The 19,374-nt window shown below is 74.1% G+C and carries 21 protein-coding genes; 12 read left to right on the top strand and 9 right to left on the bottom strand.

Annotated elements, in window-relative coordinates; translation table 11 throughout:
- Positions 1-12: 12 nt before the first annotated feature.
- A complete protein-coding gene (locus tag ACZ4K2_RS17885; RefSeq protein WP_467473781.1) occupies positions 13-1,095 on the bottom strand; it encodes a GNAT family N-acetyltransferase in 1,083 nt (360 codons plus the stop codon).
- Positions 1,096-1,235: 140 nt separating this feature from the next.
- Between ACZ4K2_RS17885 and fdxA the strand changes: the two genes are divergently transcribed.
- Positions 1,236-1,556, top strand: a complete 321-nt coding sequence (fdxA, locus tag ACZ4K2_RS17880) for a ferredoxin (RefSeq protein WP_030746389.1) — start codon at positions 1,236-1,238, stop codon at positions 1,554-1,556.
- Positions 1,557-1,679: 123 nt separating this feature from the next.
- The gene (locus tag ACZ4K2_RS17875) at positions 1,680-2,777 is read left to right on the top strand and encodes a bifunctional succinyldiaminopimelate transaminase/glutamate-prephenate aminotransferase (protein ID WP_467473778.1); all 1,098 of its coding nucleotides are present in this window, start codon (positions 1,680-1,682) and stop codon (positions 2,775-2,777) included.
- Positions 2,778-2,848: 71 nt separating this feature from the next.
- Here ACZ4K2_RS17875 and ACZ4K2_RS17870 read toward each other — a convergent pair whose 3' ends face one another.
- Positions 2,849-3,298, bottom strand: a complete 450-nt coding sequence (locus ACZ4K2_RS17870) for an ATP-binding protein (protein ID WP_467473777.1) — start codon at positions 3,296-3,298, stop codon at positions 2,849-2,851.
- Positions 3,299-3,585: 287 nt separating this feature from the next.
- Entirely contained in the window at positions 3,586-4,578 is a 993-nt protein-coding gene (locus ACZ4K2_RS17865) for a VldE C-terminal domain-containing protein (protein WP_467473775.1), read from the bottom strand.
- A gap of 95 nt (positions 4,579-4,673) precedes the next feature.
- Here ACZ4K2_RS17865 and dapE point away from each other — a divergent pair, with 95 nt between their 5' ends.
- Both dapE and ACZ4K2_RS17855 read left to right on the top strand, forming a co-directional pair.
- Complete coding sequence (gene dapE, locus ACZ4K2_RS17860; RefSeq protein ID WP_467473773.1) at positions 4,674-5,753, top strand: succinyl-diaminopimelate desuccinylase; 1,080 nt, start codon at positions 4,674-4,676, stop codon at positions 5,751-5,753.
- A gap of 104 nt (positions 5,754-5,857) precedes the next feature.
- Complete coding sequence (locus ACZ4K2_RS17855) at positions 5,858-6,616, top strand: LOG family protein (protein WP_467473770.1); 759 nt, start codon at positions 5,858-5,860, stop codon at positions 6,614-6,616.
- A 70-nt stretch (positions 6,617-6,686) separates the two neighbouring features.
- On the opposite strand, the gene folP is transcribed toward ACZ4K2_RS17855, so the two are convergent.
- Positions 6,687-7,547, bottom strand: a complete 861-nt coding sequence (gene folP, locus ACZ4K2_RS17850) for a dihydropteroate synthase (protein ID WP_467473769.1) — start codon at positions 7,545-7,547, stop codon at positions 6,687-6,689.
- Positions 7,548-7,683: 136 nt separating this feature from the next.
- Here folP and ACZ4K2_RS17845 point away from each other — a divergent pair, with 136 nt between their 5' ends.
- Positions 7,684-8,049, top strand: coding sequence for a DivIVA domain-containing protein (locus ACZ4K2_RS17845; RefSeq protein ID WP_467473767.1), 366 nt, complete (start codon positions 7,684-7,686; stop codon positions 8,047-8,049).
- Positions 8,046-8,627 carry a DNA-3-methyladenine glycosylase I gene (locus ACZ4K2_RS17840; protein ID WP_467473765.1) on the top strand — a complete coding sequence of 194 codons (582 nt, stop codon included), beginning with the start codon at positions 8,046-8,048 and terminating at the stop codon, positions 8,625-8,627. The genes ACZ4K2_RS17845 and ACZ4K2_RS17840 overlap by 4 nt, the downstream gene beginning before the upstream one ends.
- Before the next feature lie 16 nt (positions 8,628-8,643).
- Here ACZ4K2_RS17840 and chcB read toward each other — a convergent pair whose 3' ends face one another.
- Complete coding sequence (gene chcB, locus ACZ4K2_RS17835; RefSeq protein WP_467473764.1) at positions 8,644-9,447, bottom strand: 2-cyclohexenylcarbonyl CoA isomerase; 804 nt, start codon at positions 9,445-9,447, stop codon at positions 8,644-8,646.
- 370 nt (positions 9,448-9,817) lie between these two features.
- Here chcB and ACZ4K2_RS17830 point away from each other — a divergent pair, with 370 nt between their 5' ends.
- Positions 9,818-9,985: a DUF3117 domain-containing protein gene (locus tag ACZ4K2_RS17830; RefSeq protein ID WP_018544333.1), complete on the top strand. Its 168-nt coding sequence runs from the start codon at positions 9,818-9,820 to the stop codon at positions 9,983-9,985.
- Between the two features lie 87 nt (positions 9,986-10,072).
- On the opposite strand, the gene ACZ4K2_RS17825 is transcribed toward ACZ4K2_RS17830, so the two are convergent.
- Complete coding sequence (locus ACZ4K2_RS17825; protein WP_467474060.1) at positions 10,073-10,771, bottom strand: O-methyltransferase; 699 nt, start codon at positions 10,769-10,771, stop codon at positions 10,073-10,075.
- Positions 10,772-11,005: 234 nt separating this feature from the next.
- Between ACZ4K2_RS17825 and sigE the strand changes: the two genes are divergently transcribed.
- The 5 genes from sigE (at position 11,006) to ACZ4K2_RS17800 (ending at position 16,108) form a co-directional block, all read left to right on the top strand.
- Complete coding sequence (gene sigE, locus ACZ4K2_RS17820; protein ID WP_467473762.1) at positions 11,006-11,710, top strand: RNA polymerase sigma factor SigE; 705 nt, start codon at positions 11,006-11,008, stop codon at positions 11,708-11,710.
- Positions 11,707-12,738, top strand: a complete 1,032-nt coding sequence (locus ACZ4K2_RS17815; protein ID WP_467473760.1) for an anti-sigma factor family protein — start codon at positions 11,707-11,709, stop codon at positions 12,736-12,738. The genes sigE and ACZ4K2_RS17815 overlap by 4 nt, the downstream gene beginning before the upstream one ends.
- Before the next feature lie 131 nt (positions 12,739-12,869).
- Positions 12,870-14,666 carry a S1C family serine protease gene (locus ACZ4K2_RS17810; protein WP_467473758.1) on the top strand — a complete coding sequence of 599 codons (1,797 nt, stop codon included), beginning with the start codon at positions 12,870-12,872 and terminating at the stop codon, positions 14,664-14,666.
- A gap of 84 nt (positions 14,667-14,750) precedes the next feature.
- Positions 14,751-15,203: a sec-independent translocase gene (locus ACZ4K2_RS17805; RefSeq protein ID WP_467473757.1), complete on the top strand. Its 453-nt coding sequence runs from the start codon at positions 14,751-14,753 to the stop codon at positions 15,201-15,203.
- A gap of 239 nt (positions 15,204-15,442) precedes the next feature.
- Complete coding sequence (locus ACZ4K2_RS17800; protein ID WP_467473755.1) at positions 15,443-16,108, top strand: hypothetical protein; 666 nt, start codon at positions 15,443-15,445, stop codon at positions 16,106-16,108.
- A 135-nt stretch (positions 16,109-16,243) separates the two neighbouring features.
- Here ACZ4K2_RS17800 and ACZ4K2_RS17795 read toward each other — a convergent pair whose 3' ends face one another.
- From ACZ4K2_RS17795 to ACZ4K2_RS17785, 3 genes are read right to left on the bottom strand one after another with little or no spacing between them, the layout of a single operon-like run.
- Positions 16,244-17,377 (bottom strand): Mrp/NBP35 family ATP-binding protein, encoded by a 1,134-nt coding sequence (locus tag ACZ4K2_RS17795; RefSeq protein ID WP_467473754.1) that lies wholly within the window; start codon positions 17,375-17,377, stop codon positions 16,244-16,246.
- A 43-nt stretch (positions 17,378-17,420) separates the two neighbouring features.
- Positions 17,421-18,035, bottom strand: a complete 615-nt coding sequence (locus tag ACZ4K2_RS17790; RefSeq protein ID WP_467473752.1) for a DUF1003 domain-containing protein — start codon at positions 18,033-18,035, stop codon at positions 17,421-17,423.
- The gene (locus ACZ4K2_RS17785; protein ID WP_467473751.1) at positions 18,025-19,314 is read right to left on the bottom strand and encodes a magnesium transporter MgtE N-terminal domain-containing protein; all 1,290 of its coding nucleotides are present in this window, start codon (positions 19,312-19,314) and stop codon (positions 18,025-18,027) included. Before ACZ4K2_RS17785 ends, ACZ4K2_RS17790 begins: the two co-directional genes overlap by 11 nt.
- Between the last annotated feature and the right edge of the window lie 60 nt (positions 19,315-19,374).

Here is a 19,374-nt window from a genome sequence, read left to right as displayed (position 1 = left end):
CCGCGGTGGGTTCTACGAGCGTCCGGCGCCGGCCGGTGTCCCCGGCTCCGGAGCCCGGTGGTGGTGGTAGGCGTGGTGGGGCGTGAAGCCGAGCGCGCGGTAGAGCGCCCGGGCGCCCTCGTTGTCCGCCTCCACCTGGAGCCAGGCCGCCGAGGCGCCCTCGTCCAGCGCGCGCCGGGCCAGCGCGGCCATCACCTCGGTGGCCAGCCCCTGCCGCCGCCGGCCGGGGTCCACCTCGACCGCGGCGAACCCGGCCCAGCGCCCGTCCACGACGCACCGCCCGATCGCCGCCGGCGGCTCGCCCGGGCCGGCGCCGGGCACGGACGCGAACCACACCGACGGGCCGGCGCCCAGCACCCGCAGGGCCACCTCGCTCGGCCCCTTCCGCCGGTACCGGCGGAGCCAGTCGGCGTCCGCCGTCCGGGACAGGACCACACCCGCGCCCTCCGCCCGGTCCGCGACCGGCGCCAGGCCGCCGGTCCACAGCTCGGCGGTCACCTCCCGCACCCAGCCGCGCCGCTCCAGCTCCGCGCAGAGCAGTTCCTGGGTGCCCTCGGCGCCGGTCGCGGTCTGAACGTAGGCGGGCAGGCCCCGCGCGCCGTACCAGCGCCGTACCGCGTCCAGGGCCTCGTCGAGCGGGAGCCCGGGATCGCCCAGCGGCAGCACGCTGTTGGCCCGGCGGGTGAAGCCCGCTCGCGGCCCGGCCGCCGCCCCGCCCCCGGGCGCACCGCGCGGGGCCTCCTCGACCGCGGCCCGCAGCTCCCACTCGCCGAGCCGCTCGCTCTCCACCGGCCGCCACGCCCGGGCGGCGACCCGCGCCAGCTCCGGGTAGGAGGCGGCGGGACCGCGGCGGCGCGCCGGGGCGGCCGGCACGACCTTCCCGGCCACCAGGGCGGATTGCGGGATTCCGACACTTTCCCCGTCCCGCCGTGTGATCATGAGCACGCCGCCGTCCCATGATGTGAGAACACCGACCGTGTCAGTGAACCGCTCCGGCCCAGCACCGGGTTCGCCCAAGCGCCGTACGGCGACCCGTTTCCCCACGTCAGAAGGGGTGATTCGGACTTCCATCCGTCCTGTTGCCGAGATTTCCACCGGTGAGTTCACCCCTCCTGTACGGATCAAGCCCCGGAACGGAGATACTAGGGGCGGGCATCGACGACGCCGCGCTCCCGCGCGCCAGGCGGCGGAGCCTGAGGAGGCCCGCCAGCGCCCTATCGAGGAGGAACGACAGCGTGACCTACGTCATCGCGCAGCCTTGTGTCGACGTGAAGGACAAGGCGTGCATCGAGGAGTGCCCGGTCGACTGCATCTACGAGGGCCAGCGGTCCTTGTACATCCACCCGGACGAATGCGTCGACTGTGGTGCCTGTGAGCCGGTCTGCCCGGTCGAGGCGATCTTCTACGAGGACGACACTCCGGAGGAGTGGAAGGACTACTACAAGGCGAACGTCGAGTTCTTCGACGAGCTGGGCTCGCCCGGCGGTGCCAGCAAGCTGGGGCTGATCGAGCGCGACCACCCCTTCGTCGCCGCGCTGCCGCCGCAGGGCGAGTGAACGTCTGAGCGTCCAGCGGCACCCGCACCGCGCCGCCTCGGTCCCGTACGGCCCGATCGCCTCGATCGGCGCCGCACGGGGCCGAGACGTTTGCCGCACCGTACGAAAGTGAGCCTGATTCCCGTGTCCGCAGTCTCCGACCGGCTCCCCGCCTTCCCCTGGGACAAGCTGGAGCCGTACAAGAAGACGGCCGCCGCGCACCCCGACGGGATCGTCGACCTCTCGGTGGGCACCCCGGTCGACCCGGTCCCCGAGCTGGTCCAGAAGGCCCTGATCGACGCGGCCGACTCGCCGGGCTACCCGACCGTCTGGGGCACCCCCGCGCTGCGCGACGCGATCACCGGCTGGCTGGAGCGCCGCCTGGGCGCCCGCGGCGTCACCCACCGCCACGTCCTGCCGGTCGTCGGCTCCAAGGAACTGGTGGCCTGGCTGCCGACCCAGCTCGGCCTCGGCCCCGGCGACAAGGTCGCCCACCCGCGCCTGGCCTACCCGACCTACGAGGTCGGCGCGCGCCTGGCCCGCGCCGAGTACGAGGTCTACGACGACCCGCGCGAGCTGGACCCGTCGAACCTGAGGCTGCTCTGGCTGAACTCCCCGTCCAACCCGACGGGGAGGGTCCTGCCGAAGCGGGAACTGACCGAGATCGTCGCCTGGGCCCGCGCGCACGGCGTCCTGGTCTTCTCCGACGAGTGCTACCTGGAGCTGGGCTGGGAGGCCGACCCGGTCTCGGTCCTGCACCCCGACGTCAACGGCGGCTCCTACGACGGCATCGTCGCCGTCCACAGCCTCTCCAAGCGCTCCAACCTGGCCGGCTACCGCGCGGCCTTCGTCGCCGGCGACCCGGCCGTGCTGGGCCCGCTGCTGGAGATCCGCAAGCACGGCGGCATGATGACCTCCGCGCCGACGCAGGCCGCCGTGGTGGCCGCCCTCGGCGACGACGCCCACGTGCGGGAGCAGCGCGAGCGCTACGCCGCCCGCCGCGAGGCGCTCCGGACGGCCCTGCTCGCCCAGGGCTTCCGCATCGAGCACAGCGAGGCGAGCCTGTACCTGTGGGCCACCCGTGACGAGTCCTGCTGGACCACGGTCGCCGCCCTGGCCGAGCGGGGCGTCCTGGTGGCCCCGGGCGACTTCTACGGCGAGGCCGGCGAGAAGTTCGTCCGGGTGGCCGTCACGGCCACGGACGAGCGCGTGCGCGCGGCGGTCGCCCGCCTGACGGCCTGACCGGCCGCCCTCCGCACGGACCGACGGGGCCCGGGACGCGCGGTCCCGGGCCCCGTCGGCCGCCTGGGGGCTCAGCCCAGCGGGAGCCCCTTGGTGGGCAGCCCCTTGGTCGGCAGACCGCCCTTGGTGAGCGAGTCGGTCGGCAGCCCGCCCTTGGTGGCACCGGCGGCGGCGTCCCCGAGGAGCCTGCCCGCGGTGCCGGCCGCGTCCCCGGCGGCCTTCTGCACGAGGGGCGTCGCCTTCTTCACGGCGCCGCCGCCGGTCCGGCCGGCGGCCGGCACCGTCTGCTCGACGGCCTTGCCGCCCGTGCGGCCCGCGAGGGTGGTGGCGTTCCGCGCGGCACCGTCGACGGTGTTGCCGACGTGCGCCCCGTCCAGTGCGGTCAGGCCGCCCAGGTTCGGGGTCGCCGCCGGCAGGTTCGTGGCCGCACCGGCGGAGCCGGCCGCACCGACCCCGGCGGCCGCTCCCGCTGCGACGAGCAGCGCGGCACGGGCGATCCGGCGGGTCAGGGGGAGGGACATGATGCTCCATTCGACGGGAGGTGACGGTGTCTGCGCCCGGGCTCGTGTCCGGCCCGGACGCCGTGACTACCGACGCGCGGCCCGCGAAGGTTGCGGACGCCCCAGGTAAAGAATGGATAACGCATCGCATTATCAGGTGTGGATAAAAACGGGCAAAGAGTGTCCGCCCCGCCGCGCGCAGAATCCTTCCGGCCCTTGACTCCCAAGGGCTCCCGCGCCGGGTCCGCCACCCACCCGGACGGCCGGACCCTCCGGCGGCGCACAACCCGCCGGAGTGACCCGCCGCACTACTGTCCGGTCACCATCCGGACCGCCCCCGCCGACTGCTCCGCCCCGGCGGTCCCCGCCGGGGGCACCGTCCGCCACTCGTCGCCGTCGCTCCCCGCGGTCCACACCCGGCCCGCGTACGACACCTGCCGGATGTGCAGCGCCGAGGAGTTGGCCACCGCCCACTGCGCGAGCTGCCAGCCCCGCGCGCGCCCGTCGCGCCCGCTCGCGTCCACCGTCGCGCCCTCGGGCACCGGCACGATCACCGTCCGCCCCCGCGCGGTCGCGGTCACGCTCGGCGACGGGGACGGCGACGGCACGGGCGTCCCGCCCACCGCCGCGCCGGTCTCCTGGAACGCGTCCCGCCCGAAGTCCCGTACCAGCGCGGCCCGCACGGCGTCCGGACCGAGCGCCGAGTCCGTGCGCCGCGGACGCCCGTCGCAGGTCAGGGTGGCCGCGGCCCGCCCGGTCAGGGCCGCCGCGAGCAGCGTGGCGTCCGGCTCGTGCTTGGCGTACGCCTCCGGGTAGCCGCTGCGCTGCACCCGCTGCGCGGCCACCGTCAGCGGCAGACCGGTGTAGTCCGGCACCCTGGCCAGGTGCGCGTAGAAGATGCCCGCCGCGTACGACGGGTCCATGATCTGCCGCTCGGTGCCCCAGCCCTGGGAGGGCCGCTGCTGGAACAGCCCCAGCGAGTCCCGGTCGCCGTGCTCGATGTTCAGCAGCTCGGACTCCTGGAGCGCCGTCGCCAGCGCGATCGTCACGGCGCGCTGGGGCATCCCGCGGCCGGTGCCGACTGCGGCGATCGTCGCCGCGTTCACCGCCTGCTCGGGCGTGAACTCGTACGACTCCCCGTCACCTGAGGCCGAGACCACCGTGCAGCCGCGCACCCCGCCGCCTCCGGTTATGTACTGCACCACGAGGTACGCGGCGACACCGCACAGGACCAACAGGGCCCCGGTGTAACGGAAGAGGCGACCGCGTCGCCTGGGACGGGTGGGGTACGGCTCTGGCACGCGTACAAGGTACTGGAGCCCCGCCCCGCCCTCACGAGCGGTCCGCGCCACACGCCGCGACCGGCGCCGACCGGCCGCGCGCTAGGGTCGTGACCATGGCCGACACCTCGCTTGACCTCACGCTGGACGCCGCCTCGCTCACCGCGCGGCTCGTGGACTTCCCGTCCGAGAGCGGTACCGAGAAGCCGCTCGCGGACGCCATCGAGACCGCCCTGCGCGCCCTGCCCCACCTGACGGTGGACCGGCACGGCAACAACGTGGTCGCGCGGACGAACCTGGGCCGCGCCGAGCGCGTCATCCTGGCCGGCCACATCGACACCGTGCCGATCGCCGGCAACGTCCCCTCCCGGCTCGACGACGACGGCGTGCTGTGGGGCTGCGGCACCTGCGACATGAAGTCGGGCGTGGCGGTGCAGCTGCGCATCGCGGCCACGGTGCCCGCCCCCAACCGCGATCTGACCTTCGTCTTCTACGACAACGAGGAGGTCGAGGCGGAGCGCAACGGCCTGCGGCACGTCGCCGAGGCGCACCCGGACTGGCTGGCGGGCGACTTCGCGATCCTGCTGGAGCCCTCGGACGGCGAGGTCGAGGGCGGCTGCCAGGGCACGCTGCGGGTGCTGCTGAGGACGAAGGGCGAGCGGGCCCACTCGGCGCGCGGCTGGATGGGCTCCAACGCGATCCACGCGGCGGCCCCCGTCCTGGCCCGCCTGGCGTCCTACGAGCCCCGCCGGCCGGTGATCGACGGCCTGGAGTACCGCGAGGGCCTGAACGCGGTCCGCATCGGCGGGGGAGTGGCCGGCAATGTCATCCCCGACGAGTGCGTGGTCACGGTCAACTTCCGCTACGCCCCCGACCGGACCGGGGACGAGGCGATCGCGCACGTCCGCGAGGTCTTCGCGGACTGCGGCGTCGAGGAGTTCGTGATCGACGACCACAGCGGCGGCGCGCTGCCCGGTCTCTCCCACCCGGCCGCGGCGGCCTTCATCGAGGCGGTGGGCGGCGAGCCGCGGCCCAAGTTCGGCTGGACGGACGTCTCCCGCTTCGCCGCGCTCGGCGTCCCCGCCGTCAACTACGGCCCGGGCAACCCCCACTTGGCGCACAAGCGCGACGAGCGGGTGGAGACCGCCAAGATCCTCGCGGGCGAGGAGCGCCTGCGCGACTGGCTCACCGCGTAGCCCGTGCGGCTCGGCGCTCGGTACCGGACACGCCCATTTCCCCCCTCCGTAACCCGCGTAGATCTAGTCTGAGATCGAACTACCGGCAAGCGGAGGGAGCGCACATGGCTACCGGCAACCCCGAGGGGAAGAAACAGCCGCCGGACGAGCAGCGGCTCGGACCGGTCCTCCGACGGCGGGGCCAGGTCACCGCCAGCACGACCGACCAGCGGCTGCTGGACGAGCGCGCGCCCACCGACTGGGTGCACACCGACCCCTGGCGCGTGCTCCGCATCCAGTCGGAGTTCATCGAGGGCTTCGGCACCCTGGCGGAACTCCCCCCGGCGATCAGCGTCTTCGGCTCGGCGCGGACGTCGGCCGACTCGCCGGAGTACGACGCGGGCGTGCGGCTGGGCAAGGGGCTGGTGGAGGCCGGCTGGGCGGTGATCACGGGCGGCGGCCCGGGCGCCATGGAAGCGGCCAACAAGGGCGCCTGCGAGGCGGGCGGCACCTCGGTCGGCCTCGGCATCGAGCTGCCGTTCGAGCAGGGGCTCAACCCGTACGTCGACATCGGGCTGAACTTCCGGTACTTCTTCGTGCGGAAGATGATGTTCGTGAAGTACGCGCAGGGCTTCGTGGTCCTGCCCGGCGGCCTCGGCACGCTCGACGAGCTGTTCGAGGCGCTGACCCTGGTCCAGACCCAGAAGGTCACCCGCTTCCCGATCGTCCTGTTCGGCAGCGAGTACTGGGGCGGCCTGGTGGACTGGCTGCGCAACACGCTGGTCGCCCAGGGCAAGGCGGCGGAGAAGGACCTGCTCCTGTTCCACGTGACGGACGAGGTCGAGGAAGCGGTGGCCCTGGTCTCGAAGGAGGCGGGCCGCTGACCCGGCGCCCCGGACCGGCCCGGCCACCCAGGCCGGGCCGGGTGTGCGCGGGGGCGGCGCCCCCGGCCGGTCAGGCCAGGCCGCGGCGGGCCACCGCGGGGGGCCGGTGCCCGGCGATGGACGCCACCATCTCCAGCACCTGACGGGTCTCGGCCACCTCGTGCACCCGGTACACCCGCGCCCCGAGCCAGGCGGACACCGCGGTCGTCGCCAGCGTGCCGATCAGCCGCTCCTTGACCGGCCGGTCCACCGTCTCGCCCACGAAGTCCTTGTTGGACAGCGACACGAGCACCGGCCACCCGGTGGCCACCATCTCGTCCAGCCGCCGCGTCGCCTCCAGGCTGTGCCGGGTGTTCTTCCCGAAGTCGTGCCCGGGATCGATCAGCACGGACTCCCGGGGGACACCGAGCGCGACCGCCCGCTCGGCCAGCCCGAGGGTCACCTCCAGGATGTCGGCCATGACGTCGTCGTACGTCACCCGGTGCGGACGCGTACGCGGCTGCGCACCGCCGGCGTGCGTGCACACCAGCCCCGCCCCGTGCCGCGCGGCGACCTCGGCGAGTCCCGGGTCGACCCCGCCCCACGCGTCGTTCAGCAGGTCCGCGCCCGCCTCGCAGACGGCCTCGCCGACCTCGGCCCGCCAGGTGTCCACGCTGATCACCACGTCGGGGAACCGGCGCCGTACCTCCGCGACGAAACCGACCGTGCGGCGCGCCTCCTCCTCGGCGGTGACCTCCTCGCCGGGGCCGGCCTTGACCCCGCCGATGTCGATGATCGCGGCGCCCTCGGCCACCGCCTGCTCCACCCGTGCCAGGGCCGGCTCGTCGCGGAAGGTGGCTCCCCGGTCGTAGAAGGAATCCGGAGTCCGGTTCACGATCGCCATGACCACCGGCTCGTGCGGCCCGAATTCCCGCCTGCCCAGCCTGAGCATCCGCTGTGCCTTTCCTAGTACGTCCCGCTGTACGGCCGCCTGTGACCCTAACCGTCAGCCTCGCATGGCACGATCGGAGCCTGACGGATTCTGCTTCCGGCACAGCGTCCGGTACCGAGCGTGGGGACCCCTGTCGATGGTGATGTTCTTGTTCCTGGTCGTCGCGCTGGCCGTCGTGGTCGCCGCGGTGACCCTGGCGGTGGTGGGCGGCGGGGAGAACGCCCCGCTGCCCGAGGTGGCGCCCGAGCGACTGCGGGACCCGCTCCCCGCCGACCGCCCGGTGCACCACGCGGACGTGGAGAGCCTGCGCTTCCCGGTCACGCCGCGCGGCTACCGCATGGCGGACGTCGACGACGCGCTCGGCCGGATCGCCGCCGAACTGGCCGAACGGGACGCCCGCATCGCCGACCTGGAGTCCGCGCTGGCCGGGGCCAGGGCCGCCGCCGCGCCCGAGCGGCCCGGCCCCGCGGACGGCGCCGAGGAACCGGAGGACGGGCGATGACCGCCGCCGTCGCCGGGCCGGACGGCGCCCTGCGCTGCCCCTGGGCCCTGTCCACCGACGACTACGTGGCCTACCACGACGAGGAGTGGGGCCGCCCGGTCCACGGCGACGACGCCCTCTTCGAACGGCTCAGCCTGGAGGCCTTCCAGTCGGGCCTGTCCTGGATCACGATCCTGCGCCGCCGCCCGGGCTTCCGCGCCGCCTTCGCCGGCTTCCGCATCGAGAAGGTCGCCGCCTTCACCGACGCCGACCGCGAGCGGCTGCTGGCCGACCCGGGCATCATCCGCAACCGGGCCAAGGTCGACGCCACGCTCGCCAACGCGCGCGAGCTCGCCGGCTGGGCCGAGGGCGACCTGGACGAGCTGATCTGGTCCCACGCCCCCGACCGCGCCGGCCGCCCGGCCCCGCGGACCCTCGCCGACGTGCCGGCCGTCACCCCGGAGTCGACGGCCCTGGCCAAGGCACTGAAGAAGCGGGGCCTGCGGTTCGTCGGCCCGACGACGGCGTACGCGCTCATGCAGGCGTGCGGCCTGGTCGACGACCACCTGGCGGCCTGCGTGGCGCGGGCCGCCGGCTGACGGCGGGAGGGCCGGGCTACCGTCCCAGGTACCTCGGCCTCTCCTTGTCCACGAACGCCCGCACGGCGATCGCGTGGTCCTCGGACCGCCCGGCCCGGGTCTGCAGCTCGTCCTCCTTCTCCAGCGTCTCGGCGAGCGAGTGCGTCAGCCCGTAGGCGACGGCCTCCTTGATCGCCGCGTACGCCACCGTCGGCCCGTCGGCCAGCGCCCGGGCCGTCTTCTCGGCCTCGGCGCGCAGCTCCGCGGCCGGGACGACCCGGTCGGCGATGCCCAGCTCCAGCGCCTCCCGGGCGCCGATGCCGCGCGGGAAGAGGAGCAGGTCGGTGGCGCGGCCCGGGCCGACCACCCGGGGCAGCGTCCAGGAGACCCCGGAGTCCGCGGTCAGGGCCACGCCCGCGAACGAGGTGTTGAAGGCGGCGGTGTCGGCCACCACCCGGTGGTCCGCGGCGAGCGCGAAGCCGAACCCGGCGCCGGCCGCGACGCCGTTCACCGCCGCGACCACCGGCTTCGGGGCCCCGGCGAGCGCCCGCACGATCGGGTTGTAGTGCTCGCCGACCGTCCTCATCGTCCGCTCGGACCCGGTCTCGCGGTCGGCGGTCAGCAGCCCGATGTGCTCCTTGAGGTCCTGGCCCACGCAGAACGCCCGGTCCCCGGCGGCGGTTAGCAGGATCGCCCGTACGGCGGTGTCGCCGGCCGCCGATTCCACCGCCTCCCGGAGCGCGACCTTGGTGGCGGTGTCCAGGGCGTTCATCGCCTCGGGGCGGTTCAGCGTGATCGTCGCGAGTCCGTCGCTCACCTCGTAGAGCACGGTGTCGGCCATGGGCGCATCCCCTCCGGTGGGCTGGTGACGTACCGCTCGGTACGCCCCTGTCTGAGGACAGCATGGCGGAGATCACGGGCCCGGGGCCGGAGTGGACGTGTGACCTGCGTCAAAGAAATCCGGGGGGTTGCCGGGCAGTCGATCTGTGTGCGGTGGCGCAGTATCGCAGCCACATCGCCGAATTGGGTGGTTTTGCTCGCGCGCGTTGCCCAAGCGATGCCGACCGATGTTGGTCATCGGGTCCTGCGATGCGGGATAATGGCCTGGAAGCAATGTGTTCGATGCCGGTGTCGCGTGTCCGTCGCGGACGGGCGGTGCCCTCGTGGGCCGTCGGCAGACGATGAGCTGGGTTTCAGGAAGGGGAACGAGCATGGCGGCCATGAAGCCGCGGACGGGTGATGGCCCGCTCGAGGTGACCAAGGAGGGGCGGGGCATCGTCATGCGCGTTCCGCTCGAAGGCGGCGGTCGACTCGTCGTCGAACTGACCCCTGACGAGGCCGAGGCGCTCGGCGACGCCCTCAAGAAGGTCGTCGTCTGACGTCCCAGCGATCCTGTCCTTACGCCTGCCCCGGCACCGTACGCGGTGCCGGGGCAGCCGCGTCCCCGGGGAGTTCCGCGCCCGGGATCACCGCTTGACGGCGCACAGCAGCCCGTCGCCCACCGGCAGCAGCGACGAGACGAGCTCCGCGCTCTCGCGGACCGTGCGCAGCAGCTCCCGCAGCCGCAGCACCTCGGTCGGCTGCGGCCCCGAGTCGACCGTACGGCCGTTGGCGAAGACGCCCTCGAAGACCACCAGGCCGCCCGGCCGCAGGAGCCGCAACGATTCGGCGAGGTAGTCCGGGTACTCCAGCCGGTCGCCGTCGCAGAAGACGAGGTCGTAGCCGGCGTCCGCGAGCCGCGGCAGCACGTCCAGGGCGCGGCCGGGGATGAACCGGGCCCGGTTGCTCGCGAAGCCGCACACGCGGAACGCCTGCCGGGCGAACTGCTGGTGCTCCGGCTCCAGGTCCACCGTGGTGAGCACCCCGTCCGGCCGCATCCCGTGCAGCAGGTGGATGCCGGACACCCCGCAGCCCGTGCCGATCTCCGCGACCGCCTTCGCGTCCACGGAGGCGGCGAGCAGTCGCAGCGCGGCGCCCGTGCTGGGCATCACCGAGCGCAGCCCTGCCTCCCGGGCCCGGTCGCGGGCCCAGTGCAGCGCTTCGTCCTCGGCGACAAAGGCGTCGGCGAACGCCCAGCTCGTCTGCCGGTTGCCGGTAATGACCCTCTCCTGTCCCCGTGGTTGCCTCGGCGTGACTGTATCCGTTGGCGACGGGAACCCGCAGATGGGACCAGGCGTTTACAGGGAAGAGAAGGTGGCCGCGGAAGCGACGGGGGGCGAGAGGTGGATCGGGGCACCGAGCAACTGCTGACGCAGCCGTATGAGCCGTATCAGCACGTATCAAATTCTCGTAAAACCGCTTATCCGGAGCTAACGGGCGAGGTGGCTATGGTAGGGGCTCCACTGGACACCACCAGAGCCGACAGGGGAGGTGCGGCCGCACCCGGGGACCGGGGCGGAGTGCTACGGCGCTTCCTCGGGTCGGCGGGCAGGCCGAAATTCGTGACCGACACCGCTGCTGACAGCCGCGCCGCCGCAGGCGACGCCCAGACCGCGACCTTCTCCACCGACGCGGACGGGCAGGCGTGGACTCCGCCCACGTGGGACGAGATCGTCAGCACGCACAGCGGCCGGGTGTACCGCCTCGCCTACCGGCTGACGGGCAACCAGCACGACGCGGAGGACCTCACGCAGGAGGTCTTCGTCCGGGTCTTCCGCTCGCTGTCGACATACTCGCCGGGCACCTTCGAGGGCTGGCTGCACCGCATTACCACCAACCTCTTCCTGGACACGGTCCGGCGCAAGCAGCGCATCCGCTTCGACGCCCTCGGCGAGGACGCGGCCGAGCGCCTGCCCAGCCGCGAGCCCACCCCGCAGCAGCTCTTCAACGACGCGCACTTCGACGCCGACGTCCAGCAGGCCCTCGACACCCTGGCGCCCGAGTTCCGCGCCGCCGTCGTCCTGTGCGACATCGAGGGACTGTCGTACGAGGAGATCGCCGCCACCCTCGGCGTGAAGCTGGGCACGGTGCGCTCCCGCATCCACCGCGGCCGTTCCCAGCTCCGCAAGGCCCTCGCGCACCGCTCTCCGGAGGCACGCGCGGCCGAGCGGCGCTCCTTCCTGACCCGGGTCCCGGCTCTGGGAGGAGGGGGCGCGACCGCGTGAGTGGATCACGACCGAAACCTGCCGGCGAGGCGCGTCTCGCGGAGCAGCACCTGGGAGACTGGCTCTCCGCCCTGGTGGACGGGGAGCTCGGTCATGAGGCGCGTGAGCGGGTCCTCGCGCACCTGGCCACCTGCGCCCGCTGCAAGGCGGAGGCCGACGCCCAGCGCGCGCTGAAGAACGTGTTCGCGGAGGCGGCCCCGCCGCCGCCCTCGGCGAGCTTCCTGGCCCGCCTCCAGGGCCTCCCCGGGGGAGGCGACGAGGACGGCGGCGGCACGCCGTCGCCCGGGGGCGGCTTCCTCCGCGGCGGGCCCGCCTCCGGTGCGTCCGGGGCCTTCGGGGTGAGCCACGGCGACGGCCTCCCGTTCGGATACGTCTCCGCCCGCGCCCACGGCCTCCTCCCCGCCCCGGACGGCGCCGGCGCACCCGGTGACACCGGTTTCCGCATCCACCCCGTCGGCCGTCCGGACGACGGCCGCTCCGCCTCGCGCGGGCTGCGGTTCGCGTTCGCCGCCGCGGGCGCGGTGTCGCTGGCCGCGGTCGCCCTCGGCGGTGTCACCACCGGCTTCCCCGGCGACCTGCGCACGGACGCCCGCGGCGGTCCGGGCAACGGCAGCAACGTCACTCCGGCCCGTACCGCGGGCACCGGCGGGGCCACGCCGGAGGGCCAGCGCCGCCGGCCGGTGGGACCGCTGCTCACCCAGGGCGGCGCGCTGCCCGGGCCGGCCCGGGTGGTGCCGACCACCCTGTCCGCGCCCCTGCTGCCCGGCGTGCCGCCGGTGAACGAGGGACACCCGCCGAGCGGGGAGGTGCGCGGCTGGACACCGGTGTTCGCCGGTGCGGCGGCCGTCGCCCCCCTGATACGCCCGCTCGACGCGATCGCGCCCTTCCCGCCCACCGACTGGACGACCCTGCCCGGGGTCGTCGGCTCGGGCCTGCTGTCCGCCCCCGTCCCCGGTGCCCCGCCCGCACCCGCCACCGCCTCGCCCGTACTCCCCGCCTCCTCCGTGACGCCGCGCCTGTCGCCCTGAGCGCTCACTGCGCCGCGGCTCGCGAACCTGGTTCAATCCTGTGAGGCCGTGCCCGCGGCGACGACCCCGGGGCGGTGGACGACGTCCGTGCCCGCGGCAGCGCGCGGTCGCGGCTCAGCCGTGGGGAGAGCATGAACGAGGGGAACCGTGTCCCTCCGGCCGAGGAGCCGGGGGGAACGGCGGGGGCGACACCGGCCGACCGGTCCGGGGAGCGGACGAGCGCCGATCGTGCGGCACCGGGCGCCGCCGGAACCGACGGCGATTTCGAACTGGCCAGTCCGGCCCCGCCGCCCGGCCGGACCACCGCACCGGCTCCGGGCACGGAGAGCGCCGTACCGTCCCGGGACGGGGAGGGCACCCTGCCGTCCCACGGACCGCATGCCGCAGTCCCGGCGGGGTCCGTGGAGGAGGCCGCCGCACCGGCTCCCGGTGCGGCGGGCGCCGGTTCGGCGGGTGGCGGGCGGATCAAGCCGTTGCACGATCCCGATCCGTACGGCACCCCGCCGTACGGCGAACCCGGTCCCTGGGCGCCCGCGCCGCCCGTGCAGCATCCGGTGGCCCACCCGGCGCACGGAACGGCCGTACCCGGGCCCGCCACCGCCCCGGCCGCCCCGCCGCCCGCGCCCGCGGGCCCCCTCCCCGCCGGTGCCGCGCAGGCGCCCCCGGCCCCCGGGGCCGGCGACGGCGTCCCGCGGGCCGCCGGTCCCTGGGGCCGTTACGACCCCTGGGCCGCCGGTTCCGCGGCGGAGCAGGCGCTCGCCCGGGGGCCGTTGCAGCAGAGCGGTGACGCGGCGCCGGCGGCCGGGCGGCGCGGGCGGCGCGAGAAGCGGCTCGCCCTCGCGTGGACCCTCGCCGTCGCCCTGGTCGCCGCGTGCGTCGGCGGGGTCGCCGGCGCCTACGTCGAACGCGAGGGCCTCGGCGGCGACGTGCGGCTGCCGCAGGCCGGGGGCGTGCCGGCCGGGCGGGCGCCGGACAGCGTGGCCGGGATCGCCGCCCGCGCCCTGCCCAGCGTGGTCACCCTGCACGTCAGGGGCGCCGACGCGGCGGGCACCGGCACCGGCTTCGTGCTCGACACGCGGGGGCACATCCTCACCAACAACCACGTGGTCGGGCCCGCGGGGCCGGACGGCGAGATATCCGTGACGTTCAGCAGCGGCGACACCGTCAAGGCGGAGGTCGTCGGCCGGGACAGCGGCTACGACCTCGCCGTCGTCCGGGTGCGCGGCGTCCACGGGCTCACTCCGCTGCCCCTCGGCGACTCCGACGACGTCCGGGTGGGCGACCCCGTCGTCGCCATCGGCGCCCCCTTCGACCTCGCCAACACGGTCACCTCCGGCATCATCAGCGCCAAGGAGCGGCCCATCACCGCCGGCGGGGACGAGAACGACGGCAGCGACGTGTCGTACGTCGACGCCCTGCAGACCGACGCCCCCATAAACCCGGGCAACTCCGGTGGTCCGCTGCTCGACTCCCGCGCCCGGGTCATCGGCATCAACTCCGCCATCCGCTCCGCCGGCAGCGGCTCGGGCTCGGCGGGCGGCGGCCAGTCCGGTTCCATCGGCCTCGGCTTCGCCATCCCGGTCAACCAGGCCCGGCGCGTCGCCGAGGAGCTGATCAACGACGGCCGTGCCACCCACCCGGTGATCGGCGTGACCCTCGACATGGGCTACTCGGGCGACGGCGCCCGGATCGACGACAAGAGCGCCGGCGGCGGCCCCGCGGTCATCCGGGGCGGCCCCGGCGAGCACGCGGGTCTCCGGCCGGACGACGTCATCACCCGGGTGGACGGGGACCGTGTCCACACGGGTGAGGAGCTGATCGTGAGGATCCGCGCCCACCGGCCCGGCGACCGGCTGCGGCTGACGGTGGAACACGGCGGGACCGAGCGGGAGGTCCCACTCGTCCTCGGCGCGTCGGAGCGGAACTGACGGAAGTCTCACCTCGGGGCGGTACCGGTCGGATGGCAACGGCGGGTACCGTTAAGCGACCGAGGACATCGCAAGGAGCGTCAGGTGTTCAATGACATAGGACCACTGGAGCTGGTGACGATCGTCGTGCTCGCCGTGCTCGTGTTCGGTCCGGACAAGCTCCCGAAGGTCATCCAGGACGTCACGCGCACGATCCGGAAGATCCGCGAGTTCTCGGAGAGCGCCAAGCACGACATCCGCAGCGAACTGGGACCGGAGTTCAAGGACTTCGAGTTCGAGGATCTCAACCCCAAGACCTTCATCCGCAAGCAGCTGGACAGCGACGACCTGGGGCTGAAGGAGATCCGCAACGGGTTCGACCTGAAGAAGGAGATGGCCGAGGTCACGGACGCGGTGAACGGCCACGGCGGCGAGGAGACCACCTCGCCGTCCACCTCCCCGGCCTCCTCTCCGTCCTCCGGCGGCCGCGTCGACATGACGAAGAAGCCCGAGGCGGCCGGCGACGACCGCCCGCCCTTCGACGCCGACGCCACGTGACCGCACCGGCGCCCCGCCGACACGCGCACCGGGGCGCACGGCGCGCACGTGACGTGGCTCATAGCCCGCACCCGGCGCACCTGACCTGAACAGGCCGTTCGCGCGACCCACTGTTCCAGCGCCTGCCCTGCGGCTCCCGGCGGTGTGGATATGCTGCCGAGTTGTTGTGCGGACCGGACGCGTACGCCCGAAGGGGGGCGGGCCACCCCGGTCCGACGAGAGCGAGGAGGCGTCCGGGCATGGAGACGACGAGTCGGGTGGGCGCGCAGGTGCCGGCCGCGGAGGACGGGCAGCAACTCCCCTCCGCCCGGCGTGCGGTCGACGGCTACCTGCGGGCTCCCTTCCCCTGGTACGGGCTCGACGAGGCGTTCACGGGGCCGCGCTGGCTGATGCAGGTCGGCACGACGGCCGACGGCGCCGTCGAGCACGGTTCGATCGGGCACGGGGACGAGCCCTCGGTGCGCGGCGAGACCGGTTCGGCCGGTGAGCCGCGGGAGAAGTTCGCCGTGGTCGTGACGGTCGGCGCGCAGCCGTCCCGGCGCAGCGCCGACGGCACGGGGCTGCTGGAGGCGACGTCGGTCTCCTCGGCCGCCTGGCTCGCCGGGGTGGGACTGCTGTCGTTCACCTGGCCCGGACAGATGGACCACAGCCTGCGGGACGACTGGCTGGACCAGCAGACGGAGACGGCGTGGGCCCTCGCCGACGACCTGGACGGGCCGGAGTGGTCCCGGCTCTCCCTGCCGGTGGACGGGGCGGCGGCCTCGTTCCACTACCGGGAGTCGGAGTTCGGCTGGGTCCTGGCCGGCACCACCGAGGCGGGGGTGCACCTGGGGGCGTACGGGCGGGGGATGAGCGCGTACGGGCTCGGCTTCGCCGTCGTCAAGGACATCGCCGCGTACGCCTGACGCACCGGTCCCGGCCGGACCGCATCCCGGACCGAACCGGCCCGGCCGGGCCCCTATGACGAAGGGGCGCCGTCACGGCAGGACGGCGCCCCCTCGGTCCTCCGGTCCCCGCACGGGGAGCGGAGGACGGACGGCTCAGAACTTGTTCTTCGGCGTGATCCCCAGCGAGAGGCCCGACAGGCCCCGCTGACGGCCGCCCAGCTTGCCGGCGATGGCGCGCAGGGCCGAACCCGCCGGGGAGCCGGGGTCGGTCAGGACCACCGGCTTGCCGTCGTCGCCGCCCTCGCGCAGGCGGACGTCGATCGGGATGCTGCCGAGGACCGGGACCGTCGCCCCGGTGGTGCGGGTCAGGCCGTCGGCGACCGTCTGACCGCCGCCCGTACCGAAGACGTCGACCATCTCGCCGCAGTGCGGGCAGGGCAGCCCGGACATGTTCTCGACCACGCCGACGATCTTCTGGTGCGTCTGCACGGCGATCGAACCGGCCCGCTCGGCGACCTCGGCCGCCGCCTGCTGGGGCGTCGTCACGACCAGGATCTCGGCGTTCGGGACCAGCTGGGCCACGGAGATCGCGATGTCGCCGGTACCGGGCGGCAGGTCCAGCAGCAGCACGTCCAGGTCGCCCCAGTACACGTCGGCGAGGAACTGCTGGAGCGCGCGGTGGAGCATCGGGCCGCGCCAGACGACCGGGGCGTTGCCCGGGGTGAACATGCCGATCGAGATGACCTTCACGCCGTTCGCGGACGGCGGCATGATCATGTTCTCGACCTGCGTGGGCCGGCCGTCGGCGCCGAGCATGCGCGGCACGCTGTGGCCGTAGATGTCGGCGTCCACGACACCGACCTTCAGGCCGTCGGCGGCCATGGCCGCCGCCAGGTTCACCGTCACCGAGGACTTGCCGACACCGCCCTTGCCGGAGGCGACCGCGTAGACCCGGGTGAGGCTGCCCGGCTTGGCGAAGGGGACCTCGCGCTCGGCCTGGCCGCCGCGCAGCGCCGACGCCAGCTCCTTGCGCTGCTCGTCGCTCATCACGTCCAGCGTCACGTCGACGCCGGTGACGCCCCCGACCCGGGAGACCGCCTCGGTGACGCGCTGCGTGATGGTGTCGCGCATCGGGCAGCCGGACACCGTCAGGTACACGGTGACCGCGACCCGTCCGTCCGCGCCGATCTCCACCGATTTGACCATCCCGAGTTCGGTGATCGGGCGGTTGATCTCGGGGTCGTTCACCGTCGCCAGTGCCTCGCGCACCGCGTCTTCCGTAGCCATAAGGACGATGGTACGGCGCTCCGAGGGGCCTTCGGGATGCCCCTCAGCGGTCGTCTGTGTCACGTCCCCGCGGGTGTTCCGCCCGTTCCGCCGGGAATACGACCTGACCCGCGTGCCCGTCGTGCCGGTGGCGCTCCTCCAGCTCCTTCACCACGTCCTGCAGCTCCGAGCGGATCCAGTCACGGGTGGCCACCTCGCCCAGCCCCATGCGCAGCGCGGCGACCTCCCGGGTGAGGTACTCCGTGTCGGCGATGGACCGCTCGTTCTGCTTGCGGTCCTGCTCCAGGTTGACCCGGTCGCGGTCGTCCTGCCGGTTCTGCGCGAGCAGGATCAGCGGGGCCGCGTACGACGCCTGGAGGGACAGCATCAGGGTCAGGAAGATGAACGGGTACTGGTCGAAGCGCAGCCCCGCGGGCGCGGCGATGTTCCACACCACCCACACGATGATGACGACCGTCATCCACACGATGAAGCGGCCGGTGCCCAGGAACCGGGCGATCTTCTCCGACAGCCGGCCGAACGCCTCCGGGTCCCACTCGGGCAGGAACCGCCGGCGGGGCGGGCGCGGCTGGTCCAGCCGGGGCGTGCGGGGCCGGGCGGTGGCCGTGGCGCCCGCCGGGTTGCGCTCGCGGCTCGCGGTGTCGCGCTCAGGAGCCATGGGTGGCCGCCTCCTCCCCCTCGTCCAGGTGGAACTCCGTCTCCCGCCAGTCGTCGGGCAGCATGTGGTCCAGTACGTCGTCGACGGTCACGGCGCCCAGCAGCGACCCGGACTCGTCCACCACGGGCGCCGCCACCATGTCGTAGGTGGCGAAGAACCCGGCGACGACCGGCAGGGCGGCGTCCGGCTCCAGGGGTTGCAGGTCGTCGTCCAGGACCGAGCCGACCAGGGTGTACGGGGGATCGCGCAGCAGCCGCTGGAAGTGCACGGTGCCCAGGTACTTGCCGGTCGGGGTCTCGTCGGGCGGGCGGCAGACGTAGACCTGCGCGGCGAGGGCCGGGGACAGGTCCTGGTTGCGGACCCGGGCGAGCGCGTCGGCGACGGTGGCGTCGGGGCGCAGCACGATGGGCTCGGTCGTCATCAGACCGCCGGCCGTGTGCTCCTCGTACGACATCAGCCGGCGCATGTCGGCCGCGTCGGAGGGCTGCATCAGGCTCAGCAGCCGCTCCTTGTCCTCCTCGGGCAGCTCGGCGAGCAGGTCGGCCGCGTCGTCCGGGTCCATCGCCTCCAGCACGTGCGCCGCGCGCTCCTCCTCCAGCTTGCCCAGGATCTCGATCTGGTCGTCCTCGGGCAGCTCCTCCAGCACGTCGGCGAGCCGGTCGTCGTCCAGCGCCGCGGCGACCTCGGCCCGCCGCTTGGAGGACAGGTGGTGCAGGACGTTGGCGAGGTCGGCGGGGCGCAACTGCTCGAAGGTGGCGAGCAGGCTCTCCGCGCCCTGCCCGTGCTCCTCCAGGGAGAAGCCGGTGACGGCCGACCACTCGGCGGTCAGCGTCTCGCCCCGGGCCCGCCGGAAGGCGCTGCCCTTCCTGCCCTTGCGGAGGAAGACCCGGTCGACCTCCCAGTCCCGGCGGGCGGGGAGCTGCTGCACGGACACGTCGAGCACGGTGACCTGCTCGCCGGTCTCCACCAGCGTCACGCGCCGGTCCAGCAGCTCGCCGAAGACCAGCCGCTCGGTGGGCCGCTGCTCGAAGCGGCGCACGTTCAGCACGCCGGTGGTGATGACCTGGCCCGACTCGATCCCGGTGACCCGGGTCATCGGCAGGAAGATGCGGCGCCGGGTGGACAGTTCGACGACCAGTCCGAGGACGCGCGGGGGCCGCCGCCCGACGCGCAGCATGACGACCAGATCGCGCACGCGCCCGACCTGGTCGCCGGCCGGATCGAAGACGGGGACCCCGGCGAGGTGCGAGACGAAGATCCGGGGGGCGCCGGCTGCCATGGCTCTGCTTCCTTTGCCTGCGATGAAAGGGGGACTGCTGTGGGTGGGATCTGCTCGGAT

The sequence above is a fragment of the Streptomyces sp. NPDC025833 genome (assembly GCF_055558055.1).
Note: the sequence above shows the minus strand (reverse complement) of the source record. Positions and strands in the feature narration are given on the sequence as shown.

What these genes read in the sequence shown, in the direction of transcription:
- ACZ4K2_RS17870 (WP_467473777.1), bottom strand. Translation starts at nt 3,298, where the DNA reads ATGTCCCTCCCCCTGACCCGCCGGATCGCCCGTGCCGCGCTGCTCGTC.
- dapE (WP_467473773.1), top strand. Translation starts at nt 4,674, where the DNA reads ATGGCCGACACCTCGCTTGACCTCACGCTGGACGCCGCCTCGCTCACC.
- ACZ4K2_RS17855 (WP_467473770.1), top strand. Translation starts at nt 5,858, where the DNA reads ATGGCTACCGGCAACCCCGAGGGGAAGAAACAGCCGCCGGACGAGCAG.
- folP (WP_467473769.1), bottom strand. Translation starts at nt 7,547, where the DNA reads ATGCTCAGGCTGGGCAGGCGGGAATTCGGGCCGCACGAGCCGGTGGTC.
- ACZ4K2_RS17845 (WP_467473767.1), top strand. Translation starts at nt 7,684, where the DNA reads ATGGTGATGTTCTTGTTCCTGGTCGTCGCGCTGGCCGTCGTGGTCGCC.
- ACZ4K2_RS17840 (WP_467473765.1), top strand. Translation starts at nt 8,046, where the DNA reads ATGACCGCCGCCGTCGCCGGGCCGGACGGCGCCCTGCGCTGCCCCTGG.
- chcB (WP_467473764.1), bottom strand. Translation starts at nt 9,447, where the DNA reads ATGGCCGACACCGTGCTCTACGAGGTGAGCGACGGACTCGCGACGATC.
- ACZ4K2_RS17830 (WP_018544333.1), top strand. Translation starts at nt 9,818, where the DNA reads ATGGCGGCCATGAAGCCGCGGACGGGTGATGGCCCGCTCGAGGTGACC.
- ACZ4K2_RS17810 (WP_467473758.1), top strand. Translation starts at nt 12,870, where the DNA reads ATGAACGAGGGGAACCGTGTCCCTCCGGCCGAGGAGCCGGGGGGAACG.
- ACZ4K2_RS17800 (WP_467473755.1), top strand. Translation starts at nt 15,443, where the DNA reads ATGGAGACGACGAGTCGGGTGGGCGCGCAGGTGCCGGCCGCGGAGGAC.
- ACZ4K2_RS17795 (WP_467473754.1), bottom strand. Translation starts at nt 17,377, where the DNA reads ATGGCTACGGAAGACGCGGTGCGCGAGGCACTGGCGACGGTGAACGAC.
- ACZ4K2_RS17790 (WP_467473752.1), bottom strand. Translation starts at nt 18,035, where the DNA reads ATGGCTCCTGAGCGCGACACCGCGAGCCGCGAGCGCAACCCGGCGGGC.
- ACZ4K2_RS17785 (WP_467473751.1), bottom strand. Translation starts at nt 19,314, where the DNA reads ATGGCAGCCGGCGCCCCCCGGATCTTCGTCTCGCACCTCGCCGGGGTC.